General features: G+C 53.9%; 10 protein-coding genes. 4 read left to right on the top strand and 6 right to left on the bottom strand.

Annotated elements, in window-relative coordinates; genetic code table 11:
• Positions 1–478: 478 nt before the first annotated feature.
• Complete coding sequence (locus AC2FLA_RS08055) at positions 479–2,191, top strand: adenylate/guanylate cyclase domain-containing protein (RefSeq protein WP_083445195.1); 1,713 nt, start codon at positions 479–481, stop codon at positions 2,189–2,191.
• A gap of 437 nt (positions 2,192–2,628) precedes the next feature.
• Entirely contained in the window at positions 2,629–3,600 is a 972-nt protein-coding gene (locus AC2FLA_RS08050) for a hypothetical protein (RefSeq protein WP_496668131.1), read from the top strand.
• Positions 3,601–3,994: 394 nt separating this feature from the next.
• Here the strand turns inward: AC2FLA_RS08050 and AC2FLA_RS08045 are convergent, their stop codons facing one another.
• The 4 genes from AC2FLA_RS08045 to AC2FLA_RS08030 form a co-directional block, all read right to left on the bottom strand.
• Positions 3,995–4,468: a hypothetical protein gene (locus AC2FLA_RS08045; protein WP_496668133.1), complete on the bottom strand. Its 474-nt coding sequence runs from the start codon at positions 4,466–4,468 to the stop codon at positions 3,995–3,997.
• Positions 4,469–5,007: 539 nt separating this feature from the next.
• The gene (locus AC2FLA_RS08040; protein WP_496668135.1) at positions 5,008–5,904 is read right to left on the bottom strand and encodes an EamA family transporter; all 897 of its coding nucleotides are present in this window, start codon (positions 5,902–5,904) and stop codon (positions 5,008–5,010) included.
• Positions 5,905–5,962: 58 nt separating this feature from the next.
• On the bottom strand, positions 5,963–6,586 hold the full coding sequence (gene wrbA, locus AC2FLA_RS08035; protein WP_496668137.1) for an NAD(P)H:quinone oxidoreductase: 624 nt from the start codon (positions 6,584–6,586) through the stop codon (positions 5,963–5,965).
• 106 nt (positions 6,587–6,692) lie between these two features.
• On the bottom strand, positions 6,693–7,580 hold the full coding sequence (locus tag AC2FLA_RS08030; RefSeq protein ID WP_496668139.1) for a LysR family transcriptional regulator: 888 nt from the start codon (positions 7,578–7,580) through the stop codon (positions 6,693–6,695).
• A 1,203-nt stretch (positions 7,581–8,783) separates the two neighbouring features.
• Between AC2FLA_RS08030 and AC2FLA_RS08025 the strand changes: the two genes are divergently transcribed.
• On the top strand, positions 8,784–13,901 hold the full coding sequence (locus tag AC2FLA_RS08025) for a RecQ family ATP-dependent DNA helicase (RefSeq protein WP_496721568.1): 5,118 nt from the start codon (positions 8,784–8,786) through the stop codon (positions 13,899–13,901).
• 240 nt (positions 13,902–14,141) lie between these two features.
• Here the strand turns inward: AC2FLA_RS08025 and AC2FLA_RS08020 are convergent, their stop codons facing one another.
• Positions 14,142–14,543, bottom strand: coding sequence for a helix-turn-helix domain-containing protein (locus tag AC2FLA_RS08020; RefSeq protein WP_171711823.1), 402 nt, complete (start codon positions 14,541–14,543; stop codon positions 14,142–14,144).
• A 140-nt stretch (positions 14,544–14,683) separates the two neighbouring features.
• On the bottom strand, positions 14,684–15,139 hold the full coding sequence (locus AC2FLA_RS08015) for an Lrp/AsnC family transcriptional regulator (RefSeq protein ID WP_170423874.1): 456 nt from the start codon (positions 15,137–15,139) through the stop codon (positions 14,684–14,686).
• 115 nt (positions 15,140–15,254) lie between these two features.
• Between AC2FLA_RS08015 and AC2FLA_RS08010 the strand changes: the two genes are divergently transcribed.
• Positions 15,255–16,454 carry a methionine gamma-lyase gene (locus AC2FLA_RS08010; RefSeq protein ID WP_496721567.1) on the top strand — a complete coding sequence of 400 codons (1,200 nt, stop codon included), beginning with the start codon at positions 15,255–15,257 and terminating at the stop codon, positions 16,452–16,454.
• Positions 16,455–16,457: the final 3 nt, after the last annotated feature.

Here is a 16,457-nt window from a genome sequence, read left to right as displayed (position 1 = left end):
GCCAAGCGTCGGGTCTATTTTTGAGTAGCGAGCATTCAGCGAGGGCAACCGAATGGCTGCAAAGCCCCGCATTCCCGTCATAACCTAAGACACGGATATGCTCCCGCAGCGAAGGTCTGGAATGCGGGCTGCGAACGCGGCATTTCAACCCTCGGTCGAGTGACCAGTTTGGGCCGTCCTCGCCGGTCCTTCCTGCCTAGCCCTCGCAGATGCTGCGCCGCCTCCGAGGTCCGGAACGAGCCCAAAGCGGAATTGCTTTGCCACGAACATTGGCAGCTAAAGAAACGCAAGTGACTAACTCCGCGGATATGAAGGTGACCGTTTGCTGAATGCGCGACAGGTATTTGAGCATTACCTTTTTAGTTGTGCGTGTATGCCTGTACCTGTGCTTTCTATTCATTAAGGCTTTTCAAAATCTGACGAATGGGCTGACAGAAGCAACCCACCGAGCTAACTTCATTGCAAAGAGGAGGGGTGAATGGGAAGACGTCTCACGACGGTATTGGCCGCCGACATTGTGGGGTATTCCGCGCTGATGGATCAGGACCGTACTGGCACAGTCGCTGCATTAAAGACCTTCCGCGAGGACACGTTTCTCCCGATCGTGGAAGATACCAATGGTTCACTGATCAAAAGCATGGGCGACGGCTGGATCGTCGAGTTTCAATCACCATCTGAAGCAGCAGCTTGCGCGATTGCAGTTCAGTCCGCCCACAAACCTGACCACATCAAACTGCGCATCGGGGTTCACACAGGGGAAGTGGTAACCGATGGCGATGACATTTTCGGCGACGGCATCAATGTTGCGGCGCGTCTGGAGGCTCTCGCGAAGCCGGGACAAGTGCTCTTTTCAGATATGTCACATAACAGCCTTGACCGTAACGATGCGGGATTATTCGACGGCGGAGAGCAAACCGAACTGAAAAACATCACGCGGCATGTTGGAATCTGGTGTTGGCCAAAGGGTACGAAAGCCAATCTCGCGATCAAAGCGGATGTGAGGCCGGGAATCGCAGTGCTCCCATTCGACAATATGTCGGGTGATCCGGAGCAGGAGTTCTTTGCCGATGGCATAACGGAAGACATCATAACTGAGCTATCTCGGTTTCGTTGGTTGATGGTCGTCGCACGAAACTCTTCTTTTGCTTATAAGGGGAAAAGCACGGACATCCGCGACGTGGGCCGCGACTTAGGGGTTCGGTATGTACTGGAAGGCTCCGTTCGGCGTTCCGGGCAGCGCGTCCGCATCACGGGACAGCTCATAGATACCGAAAATGGGAGCCATTTGTGGGCGGACCGCTTTGACGGTGTGCTCGACGACATCTTTGATCTTCAAGATCAAGTCACCGAAGACGTAGTTACAGCTATTGAACCATCGGTGCGGCACGCTGAAACAAATCGTGCGCGTGCAAAACCCACCAAGGACTTACAGGCATACGAGCTCTACCTCCGAGCTTTATCACATTTCCACTTGCTGACTGACCAAGACAACATAGAGGCAATACGACTGACAAAACTGGCTTTGGATCGAGATCCGGAATACGCCTCCGCAGCGGGCTTGCTAGCATGGCTTCATATCCAACGTCTTGTGCAAGGTTTGGAACCTGTAGATCAGGGACCCAAGTCAGCTGTCGCGGCCGCAGAGCAGGTGCTGCGGAGCGATCGCGCGGACGGCATTGCAAAGGCTTATGCCGCGCATTCAATCTCTATGCTGGCACAAGACCTGTCCCGCGCGCGGACAGCCTTTAAGGAAGCATTGTCGGAAAATCCCAACGCGGCGACGGTCCACATGCTCGCCGCTGCAAATCTTTATTTGCTGAATCGCCCTGACAAGGCGCTGGAACATGCAGTCCGGTCTGTCGAACTCAGCCCGGGTGATCCATTGCGGCACGCCGCTTTCATGGGACAGGGTGCCGCCTTGTTTCACTTGGGACGTTATGAGGAAGCCGCGCAGGCCTGTCGCGAAGCCTTGTCTGTGCGTGCAACCTTCCTGATGAGCCACCTGATGCTGATTGCCTCGCTCGCTGAGCTCGATGACATAGATGCGGCAAAAACAGCGGCTGTCAAATTGAACGAAATCGCTCCGAATGCGGCTTCGATAACCGAGACAACACGTTTACCATTATTCTCTATTCCAACCTGCGCTGATCGCTGGCGCAGCGGGTGGAAAAAAGCAGGGTTGCAAGTGTGAAGGCAAACGGCACCCCCCCGGTTCCGACAACCATGCATTCGGTAAAGGATATTTCGCCTTTGTCTTGAAAATCAGTCGCTGACCAAAACTCTGCCTGGCTGGCCCTCCTCATGGACACGGAACACCAAAATGGTTGCCCCTTCGTCCCCTGAGCGAGCGGTGTGCACTTTTTTCAACGGAACGACGCCTACGTCACCTGAAAAAGCTTCTTGTTCGCCTTCGCCGTCTAGGATGAGGGTGGCTTCGATCTAGGATCGACCAGCAGCAAGGTCGTGTTAAGGTTTCCTTACGAGGAAGGTTTAGGTGCTTACGCAGTTCCTGCACCAGGAGAACTACAATCCGACAATCACCCTTATTACTGGACCACTCAGCTTTGGGAGAGACCTAACGGCCACTTCAGCTTGTGTGCATCGACTGAGTCTGAAAGGCGAAACCACTTGAAAGTGGCATTCCTGAACAAGACCAAAAAAGAGACTTCAGGATTGGTTGCCGAAGAGGTCGACGTATCCGCATATCTTGCCTTGATGATACGTCATGCGTTGGGGTGGTTGTGGGAAAAACTGGGGCGTAGTCTCAGCGAAAAAAGCATCGGTTTGTCCGCGAACTTTGGATTTCCGACAGAATCTGGAGGTAGTTCACCGCAGTTAGAAAGATTTCAGAATTGCGTTGGTGCCGCTCTTAGGGTCGCACTTTCGGAGGCGCCAATTTGTAGAGCCGTCGTCGAAAGGGAGCTTGAAGATTCCAGCCTTTCAAATCGAAAAGTGAGCGTCCCGACCTTGATCGTTCCAGAGTTCATTGGCGCAGTCATGGGGTATTTTCATTCTGCCCAAAAACATAACGGCCAGTTCATGATCTGTGACTTTGGAGGTCTCACCATTGACGCTGTCAGCTTTGGTTTTTACCAGCGTGATGACGGTAGTTCGCTGGTGAAGATTTACGGGAGCGCGGTCAAACCGTTTGGGGCAGAAGTCGCAAGGATCGCTGTCAGCGAGGGAGTTCCGGCCAATAAGCTGGCAACAGCCATCGGCAGCTTTGTTTGCGATCCCCTCCGGGATTCTTACAAGAAGACGGGATACAATGCATCCGCATGGGGAGGAACGATGCCCCTGTTTGTCATTGGTGGAGGAAGACACTGCTCCGAATTCCAAGGAACGTTTTCAGAAGCGCAGAGGCTCATAAAGAATGCCGTGTTCAATACCACATTTGCCAAGCAAGACTTGGACTTGGATGAAGAGCTAGATGTGTCTCTGGCCAATGGGCGAAGTTGCGGTCGACTAATGGTTGCTTGGGGCCTATCCCATTCTGATCTGGACTTGCCCGAATGGATCACCCGAGGCGAGGTGATAGATGCTCCCAAACGGAAAAGAAGGAACGTCCAGGATTTCTTTATTGGCAACGAGCAAATGTAGGAACTCAGTCGACTACGAGTGAATTTTTTCGTCAGGAAAATAGGCCGAAACCTCCCTAGGAGCTTCCGAAGCCGAAGTATCCGCGGCGCCAGAATGCATCCCCCTTGAGTTCATCGTAAAACCCTAGGACTTCATTCCCCCATAGCCTGGATGCAAATGATGCAGCCGCCCGATCAACTTTGACGGTTTTGAACCCAACTCTACCTCCAGTGCCTTGGACAACCTCAGTAGGTGGCATCTTCCGCGATATGGAGCCGCCAGTTTGAAACAGATCTCCTCTGCCCATCCCGATCATACCACTGCCGCCCTTGCGGCGCATTGGGCCAATGCGTTTATTGCTCATATGTCCTTTTTCTTCTTAGTTTTGGTTTCTAATAGCATTAAACGTTCGACGTCACGACTGATATCCTAGGGCTTCAAACTCCTCTTTTAGAGTGGCTGGATCGTGGTTTTTAGCTATCCTGAAAACTGCATCTTCAATTTCGAGTTCAACTCGCTCAAGGCGCTCGAAGTGTGTCAGGCCATCGTCGCCCCCGTCTGAGGTGGCAACAATTAGGAGATCCTCTTCACCGTCGCGCAGAGTTGACACCACGTTCTTACAATGTGGGCGAATAACAGGTCGGTAATTGTCTTCAAAAAGCCTATGAGCGTCCTCGTTCATAACCCAGATCAGCTCGTCCACAACGGAAAATTCTTTCTTCTCGCCTGAGTAAGGCCAAGGGAAATAGTCTCCTGTGAGATCTTGAAACGGCACTTTCCGCATACGCCAAAGCACACCGAATGCGAGATCGTTGATCTTTTCCCCTCCTACCCTTTGGATAATGTCGAAATAGAAATCCGCGTCTTCTTGAGTGTTGTAATTTGCCACGGTTTACCCCTGCCTTGATCTGCCCAACTTTGCTTCGGACATGTTTCTGATAATGCGCGAAAAATGCCGAAGCATCTTTCGTAAGTTTCGCTCAATTGTGAACATGTCTAATCCCGCATAAGATGTTGCTATGAAACAAGAAGCGCAAGAACGATGGTTGGTCTCCAAAATAACCGGTTGGTCCGCCGCTACTTTGAAATGAACCACACTGTGACCGCTTGAAACCTACGCACAATACCAGACTGCATCGGGCGCTCACTGGCAGCGTCCAACGCGGTTTTCGATATGCGACAGCACTTAAGTAGAAACGCTCGCCCTGAGCGCTCTCAGCGCTTGGTTGCTCGACCACCATTCCACCATGGCTACAGGAGTTTTGGAACACCCGAACGTGGGGGCGCCAGAATGCATCCCCTTCATTATTCGGAGGGAAACCTAGGACTTCGATATTGTAGGGATCTGGCGAACGGGCTTGAGCGAAGCGCTGAGCCATTCCTCGCCCACTTGCGTGATTGGGTTCGCTGTTTGCAGCTCTGCACCCATCAGACAGGTCCAGCTGTTGCTGGTCTCCATTTTTTCAAACCCGAATTGTCTCTTCGACCCACGCTTTGGCCGACCACAACAGAGCCAATAACTATGACTGCTCCTATGGACTGGGTGAGGCTAAGCGTTTGTCCCAAGTATACCCAGCCGAGCACGACAGCTGTAACAGGACTCATCATGCCGAGCATCGAAACTGCACTGGGGTCCAGGCGCGCTATGCCACGAAACCAAAGAGCATAGGTTGCTGCAGCACCTATCAAACCAAGCCAGATAAGGCCGGCGACATTTGTCGCGCTGAGCGCATGGAGAGGTGGCTCAACGAACAATGCAATTGGCAGCAGTATCAAACCACCGGCTGTTAATTGCCACGCTGTGAAACTAAGCGCCGAGACCGGAGGTTGCCATTTCCTACTGAGAACAGTCCCAGCAGCCATTGACGCGGCTCCTCCCAAACCCGCTGCTATACCGATCCAATCAAGTTGTGCTTCTGGCCCGCTCAGCAGCAGAGACACACCCATTACGCCAGTCGCGGCGGCACCGAGTGCACCAAGTCGTATTGGGGTTCCCAGCCATCCCCACGCCATCAAAATCACGATCATTGTTTGCAACGATCCTAGGGTGGCGGCCACACCACCGGGTAACCTATACGCAGCAACGAAGAGGAGCACCCAGAACAGAGCGAAATTGAGGCTGCCTAAGACGAAAGTTCGACCGAGCCATTCGCGTGGTGGAACGCAGCGCGTCACTGCAAGCAACAACAAGCCAGCAGGCAAAGCTCGTAACGCAGCCAGGGTAATCGGATAGCCAGCCGGGAGCGCTTCCGTAGTTACCAGGTAGGTGCTTCCCCATACCGCTGGGGCGAGTGAGGTGAGAAGAATATCGGTTAAGCGTGACATTGTATGTCTCCCGGCTGAAGCGTTTGAGAATTTGAGTGAGACGACAGAGCAGCGCGGGTTAAGCTGCTTCCGCTTGCAGGTTTGATCCAGCGAGGCACGCGGCAATCCTTGCAACATGAGCGCCCTGGAACCGCGCTCCCGCTAGGTCAGTTTCGGTAGGTGTGCGGGAACCATCAGCACCGGCGATCGTTCCGGCACCATATGGTGCGCCGCCAATGATTTCTTCTGATGTAGTCTGGCCAGAAAATGTGTAGGGCATTCCGGCAATCAGCATCCCAAAGTGTTGAAGCGGGACTTGCGTTGTCAGAAGGGTCGCCTCGTGCCCACCGTGTTGCGAACCTGTTGATGCAAAGACCGCCCCGACTTTTCCAACCAGAGCATTCCTGGCCCAAAGCCCTCCGGTCTGGTCAAGGAAGGACTTCATTTGGCCAGCCATCATGCCAAATCGGGTCGGTGTTCCTAAAATTATTGCATCATAGTTTTCCAGATCTGCCGGCAAGGCGATTGGCGTATCATCCACTACATAGCCAGCCTGTTGGCGGACTTCCTCAGGGACAGTTTCGGGCACACGCCGAACGTCAACTTTGTTGCCGGGAACACTTCTGGCGCCTTCAGCTTCGGCATCGGCCAATGTGCGGACGTGGCCATAGCTTGAATAATAGAGAACGAGAATACGTGACATAGGATACCTCTCAGGGCTGTGACTTGTTCCCTGAGAGAATGGAATTTGTGGCGCCGCCAATTAAGTCACGCTCTTTGACATCACTCTTTACCTGTATTGAATAATGTCAGGACCTGAGAGCCAGACGCAGATGATCAAGAAAGGCTGTAACCTTTGCGTCCATTCCCAAGCGAGATGCTGTAACGGCGAATACTTCCGGCGCGGGCAATTCGTGGTCAGGAAGAACTCTCACTAAGGTTCCGCTGGCTTCAGGAGCATCAGAGACGAACTCGGGCAGAGTTCCGATACCTTGCCCCGCTATCAGCAGATCCCGCAAAACGAGGCTGTTGCCGACACGCACGCGCGGATCAAGCTCTAGTGCTGTGACACCGTTGGTGGCCGAAAGCTTCCAGCTCGTCAAATGATCAGCAAGCAAAAAGCCGATGATAGCGTGGTTTTTCAGATCCGCCGGCTGGGTCGGCGTCCCGCATCGCTCCAAATAGTCAGGAGACGCAAAAATCCGCTGTCGCATCACGCCGATCCGTCGCGCAACAAGGGCCGAATCCGGCATCGCGGCTCGGATTCGTATCGACAGATCGAACCCGCCCTCGACCATATCGATCACCTTATCGTCCATCGAAAGGGTAAATCGCAGATCTGGATAGGTTTCTAAGAACTCTGGAAGCATCGGTGCAATAACGGTTTGGCCGAAGGAACTTGACGCATTCACCCGAAGGTGCCCACGCACCGCTTTGGAACCATCTCTGATGGTCTGCTCCGTTTTTTCGACCGCGTCGAGAATTCCAATCGCATCTTGGTAGTAGAGACTGCCGGTGTCAGTCAGTGACATAGATCGGGTCGTTCTGGTGAGAAGAACGGTTCCCAGACTTTCCTCCAGAAGCTTGATTTCTCTACTGAGAAGCGCAGGAGAAACACCAAGGTCTTCCGCCGCACGAGCAAAGCTGCCGCGTTCAACGATACGGCGAAAAGCTTGCATGACTGACAGTTTGTCCAACTTCAGGCCCCCGATCAGTTTTTCGAGCCGCCCAGTTGGGCGTAACGAACTGCAAGTTATACGACCGCGCCACTGGTGCGAAGGGGCGACACGCCTGGGTTGCTGGTGTTGATTTCCGGGCGGTTGCCAGAAAACAATCATCACTCTATTTTCGATCAGGGTAGGAGTTAGGGGCAATGGCAAAATCTAAGAATCCGCATAAACCGAAAAACGTTCCAAGCCGGTCGAACAATGAAAAGTCGGATCGCCCTGTCGAGAGCAGGCTTATACCGGTTAGCGACGCTGTTAGTGAGCCAACTCGACAGGAAAGACTTATGGCGATTGCAAAAGATGCGGAACGACGCCTCAAGGGTTCAATGAAGCTACTCTCTTGAAGTCGCAATGCGAACTTCCAACGGAATAACAGCACATACAATCAAAGTGCAGCCTTCAATACGCTTCACCGCAAGTTACAAGCTTCCCAATGAGCACTTAGAAGCAACGGAGCATACAAAAGGTCTGGTAAACACAAGCGCAAATTGGGCTCCGCCCCTGGATACTCCCTCCTACGTTTCCCTTGCGATCGATCTATCACCTTACCTGTGCGTGCTCTCTATAGGGGCTTTCTCTCACACCTCTTCTCTCTAGGCACATACGCTCTCTTAGGTGTGTTCTCTCTAGGTGCATCTATTTCCTGTCTATGAGCAATCGTCGGTATTCGATCTCCGGAGTAGCTCAATAGCTTTGCTGGCCTGATCGGGTGTGTTTGCTCTCTATGAGGTTTATGCTCAGGCGCTCTCTACGCTGGCCTGAGTTGCATCCGTTCTCTTACGTGTGTCAGGTGTCGTCTGGCCTGTGTTTCGTCGCTCTGTGCGCTTTTCTGGCCTTGGTTCGGATGTGTGTTTTCCGAGAACCGTTGTTTTTATGGGTTTGTCTGGTTCAAAGGTTTACATTTTGCTCTGAAAAACTGGTTTTCGGGTGAAATCTGTCAACTTAAGGTAAACTTAGTGTAAACCTTTGGCCTGATTTTGGGGTGTTTTGAGAGGTGAAAGGTTTACATTCCGTTGATCCCGGGAGGGTGGATGTAAACCTTTGTCAACCTTATGCAACCATTGAGGAGTGCGAGGAATCCACATTGCGAAGAGCAATTTGAAACGCACCTTCTCTTTTGTCTGTAATCCGGTAGCTATCAAGGAGACACTAAAAGAGAAAATTTGGCGAGCAATGATAACGAACGGTCAGGTGGACATTTCGCGCTTTCTTGAGCGCTGTGTATCGATTGACCTGGAAGTGGATCCTAAATCCGCTCGGATATTCGCATTGGCTGCCACAACGAACGATGACTCCCGACCAGCCCTCGTCGAAAAAAGCAGCTCCGCCTCAGCACTGTCGCAACTCGACACATATTGTAAAGGTTTCGACAGTGTCATCGGCCACAACATCTTGCACCACGACCTGCCCCACCTGGCCGCTGCTGCGCCCCGCTTTGCCGCCTTGGCAGAGGCACCAATCGACACACTCTGGCTCAATCCTTTGGCCTTCCCGCGCAACCCCTATCACCATTTAGTCAAACACTATCAAGACGGACGGTTGCAAACGGGTCATGTCAACGATCCCGAAAAGGATGCACGTCTGGTCTTCGAGGTTCTGCAAAACCAGATCGAGGCGTTCGCCAAGCTAAACACCACGACCCCAGATGCGCTGACAGCCTATCATTTCCTTGCCACACGCCCCCCACGCAGCGGAGGGTTTGACGCTCTTTTTACTGCTGTGCGATGCACTAGCAGACCCAATAAACAAGAAGCTTTTGACGCCGTTCGCCACCTTTTGGCTGGACAAGTCTGCTTGCATCGGCTCGAACAGACTCTTAGCCGGATGGAAAACCCGAACCTTGCCTGGCCTTTGGCCTATGCCTTGTCGTGGATTTCTGTTGCTGGCGGCGACAGCGTCATGCCTCCCTGGGTTCGCATGCAATTTCGCGAAGCTTCTCTGATTGTGCGTCACTTGCGAGAGGCTGCTTGTAACGATGACTCTTGCCAATGGTGTGTCGAACACAACGATCCTAAAAGGGCGCTAGATCGCTGGTTCGGCTTTCCGTCCTTCCGACCCGAACCCGTGGACGAATTCGGTCAACCCTTGCAGGAACGCATTGTAGCTGAGGCGATGGCAGGCAAAAGCGTTCTGGGCATCCTTCCAACCGGAACTGGCAAGTCAGTCTGCTATCAGATTCCAGCCCTTTCACGGTTCGACAAGACCGGTGCGCTAACCGTCGTTATCTCACCGCTAGTCGCACTCATGGCCGATCAGGTGCAGGGCCTGGCGAGAGCCGGTATATCTTCCGCCGTCACGATCAACGGCCTTCTGTCGCTGCCTGAACGTCACGACGCTCTGGACAAAGTGCGCATGGGTGATGCTGCGATCTTGATGATTTCACCCGAACAGCTTCGCAACAAGTCAGTTCGCAGCGCTCTGGCACAACGCGAAATTGGCCTTTGGGTGCTAGACGAAGCACATTGCATCTCAAAATGGGGCCATGATTTTAGGCCCGACTACCGCTACGTCAGCCGCTTCATCAAAGAAAACTCCGGCGATGCCCCCGCTCCGATACTTTGCCTTACCGCCACTGCCAAACCCGAGGTAGTGCGCGATATAAGAGAGCATTTCAAAACACGACTGGATCAGGATCTGATCCTGCTGGACGGTGGTGCGTCGCGCACGAACCTTTCTTTTTCGGTGCGTGAAACCCAGCGCGCGACGAAACTCGCAGATATTCTGAACGCGATCGAGCAGGGCTTGCCCGCCTCTGGCGTCTCCGGAGCCGTTGTCTATTGCGCGACCCGAGGTGCGACAGAACGCGTGGCCGAATTCCTGAAACAACAGGGTGTCAGCGCCGAACGTTTCCACGCTGGCCTACCTCCCGAAGAAAAGCACGAGATTCAAGAACAATTCCGGACCGGCGAATTGCGCGTGATTGCTGCGACCAACGCCTTTGGCATGGGCATCGACAAACCTGACATCCGCCTAGTAGTCCACGGCGACGTGCCAGGCTCGTTGGAGAACTACTTACAAGAGGCAGGACGCGCGGGACGCGACCGCGACCCCGCTAGCTGCGTGTTATTGTTCAACATAGAGGACGTTGAACGCCAATTCAGCCTTTCGGCCCGCTCCCGCCTTGCACGGCATGAAATAGGTGCCATCCTTAAAGCGCTACGTCGCTTGGATATGCGCACTCGAGACGAAGGTAAGATCGTCGCCACTCCGGGCGAGATCGTGAGAGAAGAAAAAGACTTTGAATTCCAGCGTGACAACAACACTGAAGACACGCGCGTAAAGACCGCCGTTGCTTGGCTGGAGGAAGCGAGTCTGTTGCGGCGTGAAGAAAACAGCGTGCAGGTCTTCCCCGCCTCCCTACTCGTGCGCGATGTGGATACCGCCGCCACCTTGTTGGATAAGGCAGACATCACGGGCGCTCGGCGCAAGCAACTGCTGGCGATAGTGCGCCATATCGTAAACACACCAGTGGGAGAAGGTGTTTCCACCGACGAATTAGCAGGAACTAGCGGGCTCTCCTCCGCTGAATTGCGCAAGGCGCTGACCGATCTGGAGGCGATTGGAATTGCCAGCGACGACACCAATATAACCATTTTTGTGCACTATGGCGTGACCGACGCATCGCAAGCCCGGCTGGATCGGGCAGCGCGACTAGAAGAAGACCTAATCGCCGTGATGCGCGAAATGGCCCCAGATGCCGATCAGGCTGAACCGATTCCGTTCAACCTTTCCATTGCCTGTCAGGAGTTGCAACAGCGCGGCCATGGCGAGGTGCGTCCGTATCTGGTGGAGACCCTTCTGCGCGGTATGGCACAGGATGGACGTGATACGGAGGGAGGGCGTGGCAACCTTTCTCTGCGTAAATCAGTGCGCGGTAGCATCCTTGTGCGACTTCAACAGTCTTGGCGCTTTGTCGCTCAAACCGCCGAGTTGCGCCATCAGGGCGCACAACGCCTGCTGGCGCATCTTCTGACCCTCGTGCCGAAAGGCACACACGGCAAGGACATTCAGGTCGAGACCACTCTGGGAGCGATGCTGTCCACGATTACCGGCGATACGCTTTTGCGCACCAGTATCAAAGACCCAAACCGCTTAATGGATCGATCACTTTTGTGGATGCATGAACAGCAGGTGGTTACGCTGGGACGCGGACTGTCCATCTTTCGCCCTGCCATAACGGTGCATCTTGGCTCCAAAGGAGGTGGTTTCACCGTCCAGCATTTCGCACCACTCGAGGAACACTATGACGAACAAACCATTCAAACCCATGTGATGGCAGCCTACGCGGAAAAAGGACTGGAAAACATTGAGACAGCGCAGCGCTTGTCCGACGACTATTTCGTGCTGGAGCAAGACGCCTTCATGCGCCGATGGATGCCGGGGCGCGGGACCGAATTCCGGCGTCAGGCCACTGGCGCCACCTATAAGGCAATTGTCGACAACCTGGGCAATCCGGTGCAGCAAAAAATTGTGCGTGACAACCGGGGACAAACCAACGTCCTTGTGCTGGCAGGACCAGGCTCGGGCAAAACACGAGTCCTGGTTCATCGCATCGCTTATCTGCTGCGCATCAAACGCGAGGATCCCCGCGGTATCCTCGTGCTGGCCTACAACCGTCACGCAGCCGCTGAAATACGTGAACGCGTTCGCCGGTTAGTTGGAGATGACTCAACCTTAGTAACCGTCTCAACGGTGCATTCACTGGCTATGCGCCTGGTCGGAGCTAGTTTCGCGGGCATTCAAACAGCCGACATCCCCGATTTCAAAGGTCTATTGCAAAAGGCTGCGGCACTGCTTCGGGGTGACGGTCTAAGCAAGCAAGAGGCCGAAGCGCTGCGTGAAACACTGATACAGGGGTATCGCTGGATTTTAGTGGATGAATATCAGGATATCGGTCCAGATGAATACGCGCTGATCGCTGCTGTGGCAGGGAGAACTCTGGATGATCCCGATCTGCGACTCAGTCTCTTTGCCGTGGGTGATGACGACCAGAACATTTATGCCTTCTCCGGTGCATCGATCCGCTACATCCGCCAGTTTGAACAGGACTACGCAGCAAAACCGGTTTTCTTAACCGAGAACTACCGCTCTACCGGTCATATCGTCGCCACCGCCAATGCCGTGATCGCTGGGGCAGCTGCGCGTATGAAACTTGGCCATGATATTGCCGTAGATCAGGCCCGGACGAAGGCTGACGCCGGTGGATCTCTGGCCAAATTGGATCCAGTAGCACAGGGCCGTGTGCAGATCCTTGAGTGCCCCGCTGGTAATGAAGAGCAAGCTATGGCCGCACTAGACGAGTTGATCCGCCTCTCTCGTCTCGACCCCGATTGGACATGGTCACGCGCCGCGATTATCTCGCGCGATTGGCGAAAGCTGATACCGGTGCGCGATTTTGCCGAAAACCTCGGAATACCGGTTGAAATGGCTAACGAAAACATACCTAGCCTATGGCGGATGCGCGAGATGCAGACGTTTGTCAAAGCCCTACGCGAGACACCCTCAAAGCTTTACTCGATCAATCAGTTGACCGAAGTGCTGAACACACTTTCGCATTCGCGCTGGACCGATCGTATTGGTGAAGGACTGGGCCTACTGGCACGCGAGGTTGGGTCGCGCAGCCTGCCCGTCCCAGACATAGTCGAATGGTTCGCGGAATGGTCCCGTGATAGCTGGGATGAACAAAGAGGGTTAAAGCTGCTGACGGCCCACCGCGCAAAAGGCCTGGAATTTGACGATGTAGTTATACTCGATGGCGGGTGGGAGCGGCCCTCGCGATCCGAAGATCAGGACGCACCCCGTCGACTGTTCTATGTCGCTATGACACGTGCCCGCCGCAGCCTTGTAGTAATGAGCAACGACAACCATGAATACCTACCAACAGGAGCACCTTCAGTTCTCACCCGTAGCGTGAAGCCTGACATGAACGCGTTGCCTGGTCCCCGTCGCTTTTTTCAGGCGGCTGAGGCGCGGATGGTTGATCTTTCCTATGCTGGACGCCTGCATCCAGGCCATTCTTCTCTGAGTGCAGTTAATGCGGCACGCGTCGGTGATGCAGTGTTATTGGTAAAGGACGGCGACCGCTGGTTGCTACACAATGAAAAAGGGCAAGTGCTGAGCCGGATGTCCAAATCCTTCGCACCACCGCCAAATACCAGGTTTGATCGGGGTGAAGTCGCCGCTATCCTTACATGGCGGAAGGAAGACTCAGGTGAAGCCTTCCAGCACACTCTCCGCCGCGATGCATGGGAGGTGGTTTTGCCAGAGCTCGTTTTCGTGTCCGTCAACTAGGACATCACTTACAATTTTTTTTGTTTCCAGAGGGATCCGACGAAGCCCAGCACTTCACCCATCCCCACCACAGTAATGCTACGCATTTTCATCAAGCTCTCCGAGGCTCGCATAAGCGCCGCAACAGCTGCACTCGCCGTAGGGTCGGCTCAGGATCACTTCCGTTGCTCACGTCACGGAGGAACCGCAACCAGGCGCGCTCATTCAATGTCAGGACGTCTTTCTGGTCACACATGGCTCCTACCTCCCGAAGATAGTCTTGATCGCCGTCGCTGACCGACTGGTCAGCCGAGGATCCGTGTTGTTAGAGGCCTTGCGAATTGCTTTCAGCCAGCCAAGTTCATTCGACGTGACGGGTTCTCCGAACACCTCGACAACTGCCTCGGCTGCGGTCAGGCCGATCGACTGCTCAATTGCGAGGCGCATAAGGTAGGCGGCGTCGCATTCCAAAGCTTTCGCCAAAGCCGGGACGCGATCCAATGCCACCTTGGAACTACCCTGCTTGATCATCGTGATCATGTTCGGATTGACGTATCCCACCTGCGCCGCGATCTCGGCTTGGCTCTTGGTAGGTTTCAGTTCGAGCACCCTCCGTTCGACATACGTCGCCATCCGGGTGTCTCCATACGGTCTATTTGTCATCGCTATCCTCTCAGAAGTGATGCAGCACGCGCTGCATGTCTTTGATATAGCGACGATGAGAATGGGAAATTGCGGAGGGAAAAAATTAATCAACTAAAATGTTTAGCTGATTGGCAACAACTCATTCTAACTGGGTCCATCTATCCGGGCGGAAAAATTGCGGTCTTTTTTACCGTTCCATAGACAAAGCTGGTATCGATCGAGGCTATCCCACCGATAGGATGAATTCGGTGACGAATAAATTCCTCGTAGGCTTCCAGATCCGATACCAAAACCCGCAATTGGTAGTCCATTGCCCCGGTCAGCACGTGGCATTCAAGAACTTCATCGATCATCCGAACGCGTTTCTCGAAGTTCTGAACGTCCGTTTCGTTGTGTCGCTCCAACCTGATACGCACGAAGACGGTAATGGCCATCCCATACGCGGCAGCGTCAACGTCGGCGCTGTATCCCTTTATCACTCCATTGGCTTCTAGGTTTTTGACCCGGCGCAAACACGGTGAGGGAGACAAGTTCACCTCATCGGCAAGATCCTGGTTCGTCATGCGCCCGTCACGTTGCAGCGCTCGAATGATTTGCCTGTCCTTAGCGTCCACTTCGCCCTCATCCTTAGCAGAATCTGCCAATATGTATGCTCTAGTTGGTATAATTTGCAAACATTGGCCCAAAGTAAAGGCGCAAACTGGCTTCAACATGAATCAGGAGCTTGCAATGACTCGTTCAACCGGATTTGCCACGCGCGCTATTCACCACGCATATAACCCTCTGGAAAATGACGGTGCTCTGACACCACCGCTACATTTGACGTCCACGTTTACCTTTGAAACCGCAGAGGCTGGCGGAGAGATGTTCGCTGGAGAGCGTGAAGGTCATATCTACAGCCGTATTTCAAACCCCACATGCGACCTTCTTGAACAACGTATTGCCGTGCTTGAAGGAGCCGAGGCCGGGCTAGCTCTCTCAAGCGGCATGGGGGCGATTACGGCAGCGCTTTGGACCCTGCTGTCGCCAGGTGACGAAGTCATCGTGGACAAAACGCTCTATGGCTGCACCTTCGCCTTCATGCGTCACGGTTTGGCAAAATGGGGAGTCACGATCACACACGTCGACATGACAGACCCTGAGAATCTGAAAGCTACCGTTTCTGACAAAACCCGCGTTGTCTATTTCGAAACTCCTGCCAATCCGAATATGCGATTGGTGGACATCTCCGCGAGCGCCGAAATTGCGCATTCGGTCGGTGCAACGGTCGTCGTCGATAATACCTACGCTAGCCCGTATTTGACCCGCCCGATCGAGCACGGGGCAGATATCGTTCTGCACTCCGCCACCAAATACCTCGGTGGGCATGGCGATGTGGTTGCCGGTCTGGTTGTCGGGTCCGCCGAACAGATTGCTGAGATCCGCCTTGTTGGGATGAAGGACATGACCGGCGCGGTAATGGCGCCTTTCAACGCGATGCTGATCCTGCGTGGTCTGAAAACACTGAACCTGCGTCTGGATCGTCATTGTGATTCTGCCAAGGTCGTCGCGGACTTCCTTGAAGCGCATCCTGCCGTCGGTGAGGTTTATTTCCCCGGTCTTGAGAGCTTCGCACAGCACGATGTAGCGCAGCGACAGATGTCCCAACCGGGCGCTATGATAGCGTTCGAGATCAAATCCGGTCTGTCCGGAGGAATTGAATTCATGAACCGCTTGAATATGATCCAGCGTGCGGTGTCATTGGGCGACGCGGAAACACTGATCCAACACCCAGCGTCCATGACTCATTCGACGTATACCCCAGAAGAGCGTGCCGAGCATGGGATAAGCGATGGCCTGATCCGTCTGTCTGTCGGGCTAGAGGATGTCGAAGATATCCTTGCAGACCTAGAGCAGGCTTTGCCCTACCCTGCTCGCAGCGCCGCCTAAACC

Source organism: Ruegeria sp. CDSA033 (assembly GCF_059612305.1).
This window is presented reverse-complemented; position numbering and strand designations above follow the sequence as displayed.

What these genes read in the sequence shown, in the direction of transcription:
- AC2FLA_RS08055 (WP_083445195.1), top strand. Translation starts at nt 479, where the DNA reads ATGGGAAGACGTCTCACGACGGTATTGGCCGCCGACATTGTGGGGTAT.
- AC2FLA_RS08040 (WP_496668135.1), bottom strand. Translation starts at nt 5,904, where the DNA reads ATGTCACGCTTAACCGATATTCTTCTCACCTCACTCGCCCCAGCGGTA.
- wrbA (WP_496668137.1), bottom strand. Translation starts at nt 6,586, where the DNA reads ATGTCACGTATTCTCGTTCTCTATTATTCAAGCTATGGCCACGTCCGC.
- AC2FLA_RS08025 (WP_496721568.1), top strand. Translation starts at nt 8,784, where the DNA reads ATGATAACGAACGGTCAGGTGGACATTTCGCGCTTTCTTGAGCGCTGT.
- AC2FLA_RS08020 (WP_171711823.1), bottom strand. Translation starts at nt 14,543, where the DNA reads ATGACAAATAGACCGTATGGAGACACCCGGATGGCGACGTATGTCGAA.
- AC2FLA_RS08010 (WP_496721567.1), top strand. Translation starts at nt 15,255, where the DNA reads ATGACTCGTTCAACCGGATTTGCCACGCGCGCTATTCACCACGCATAT.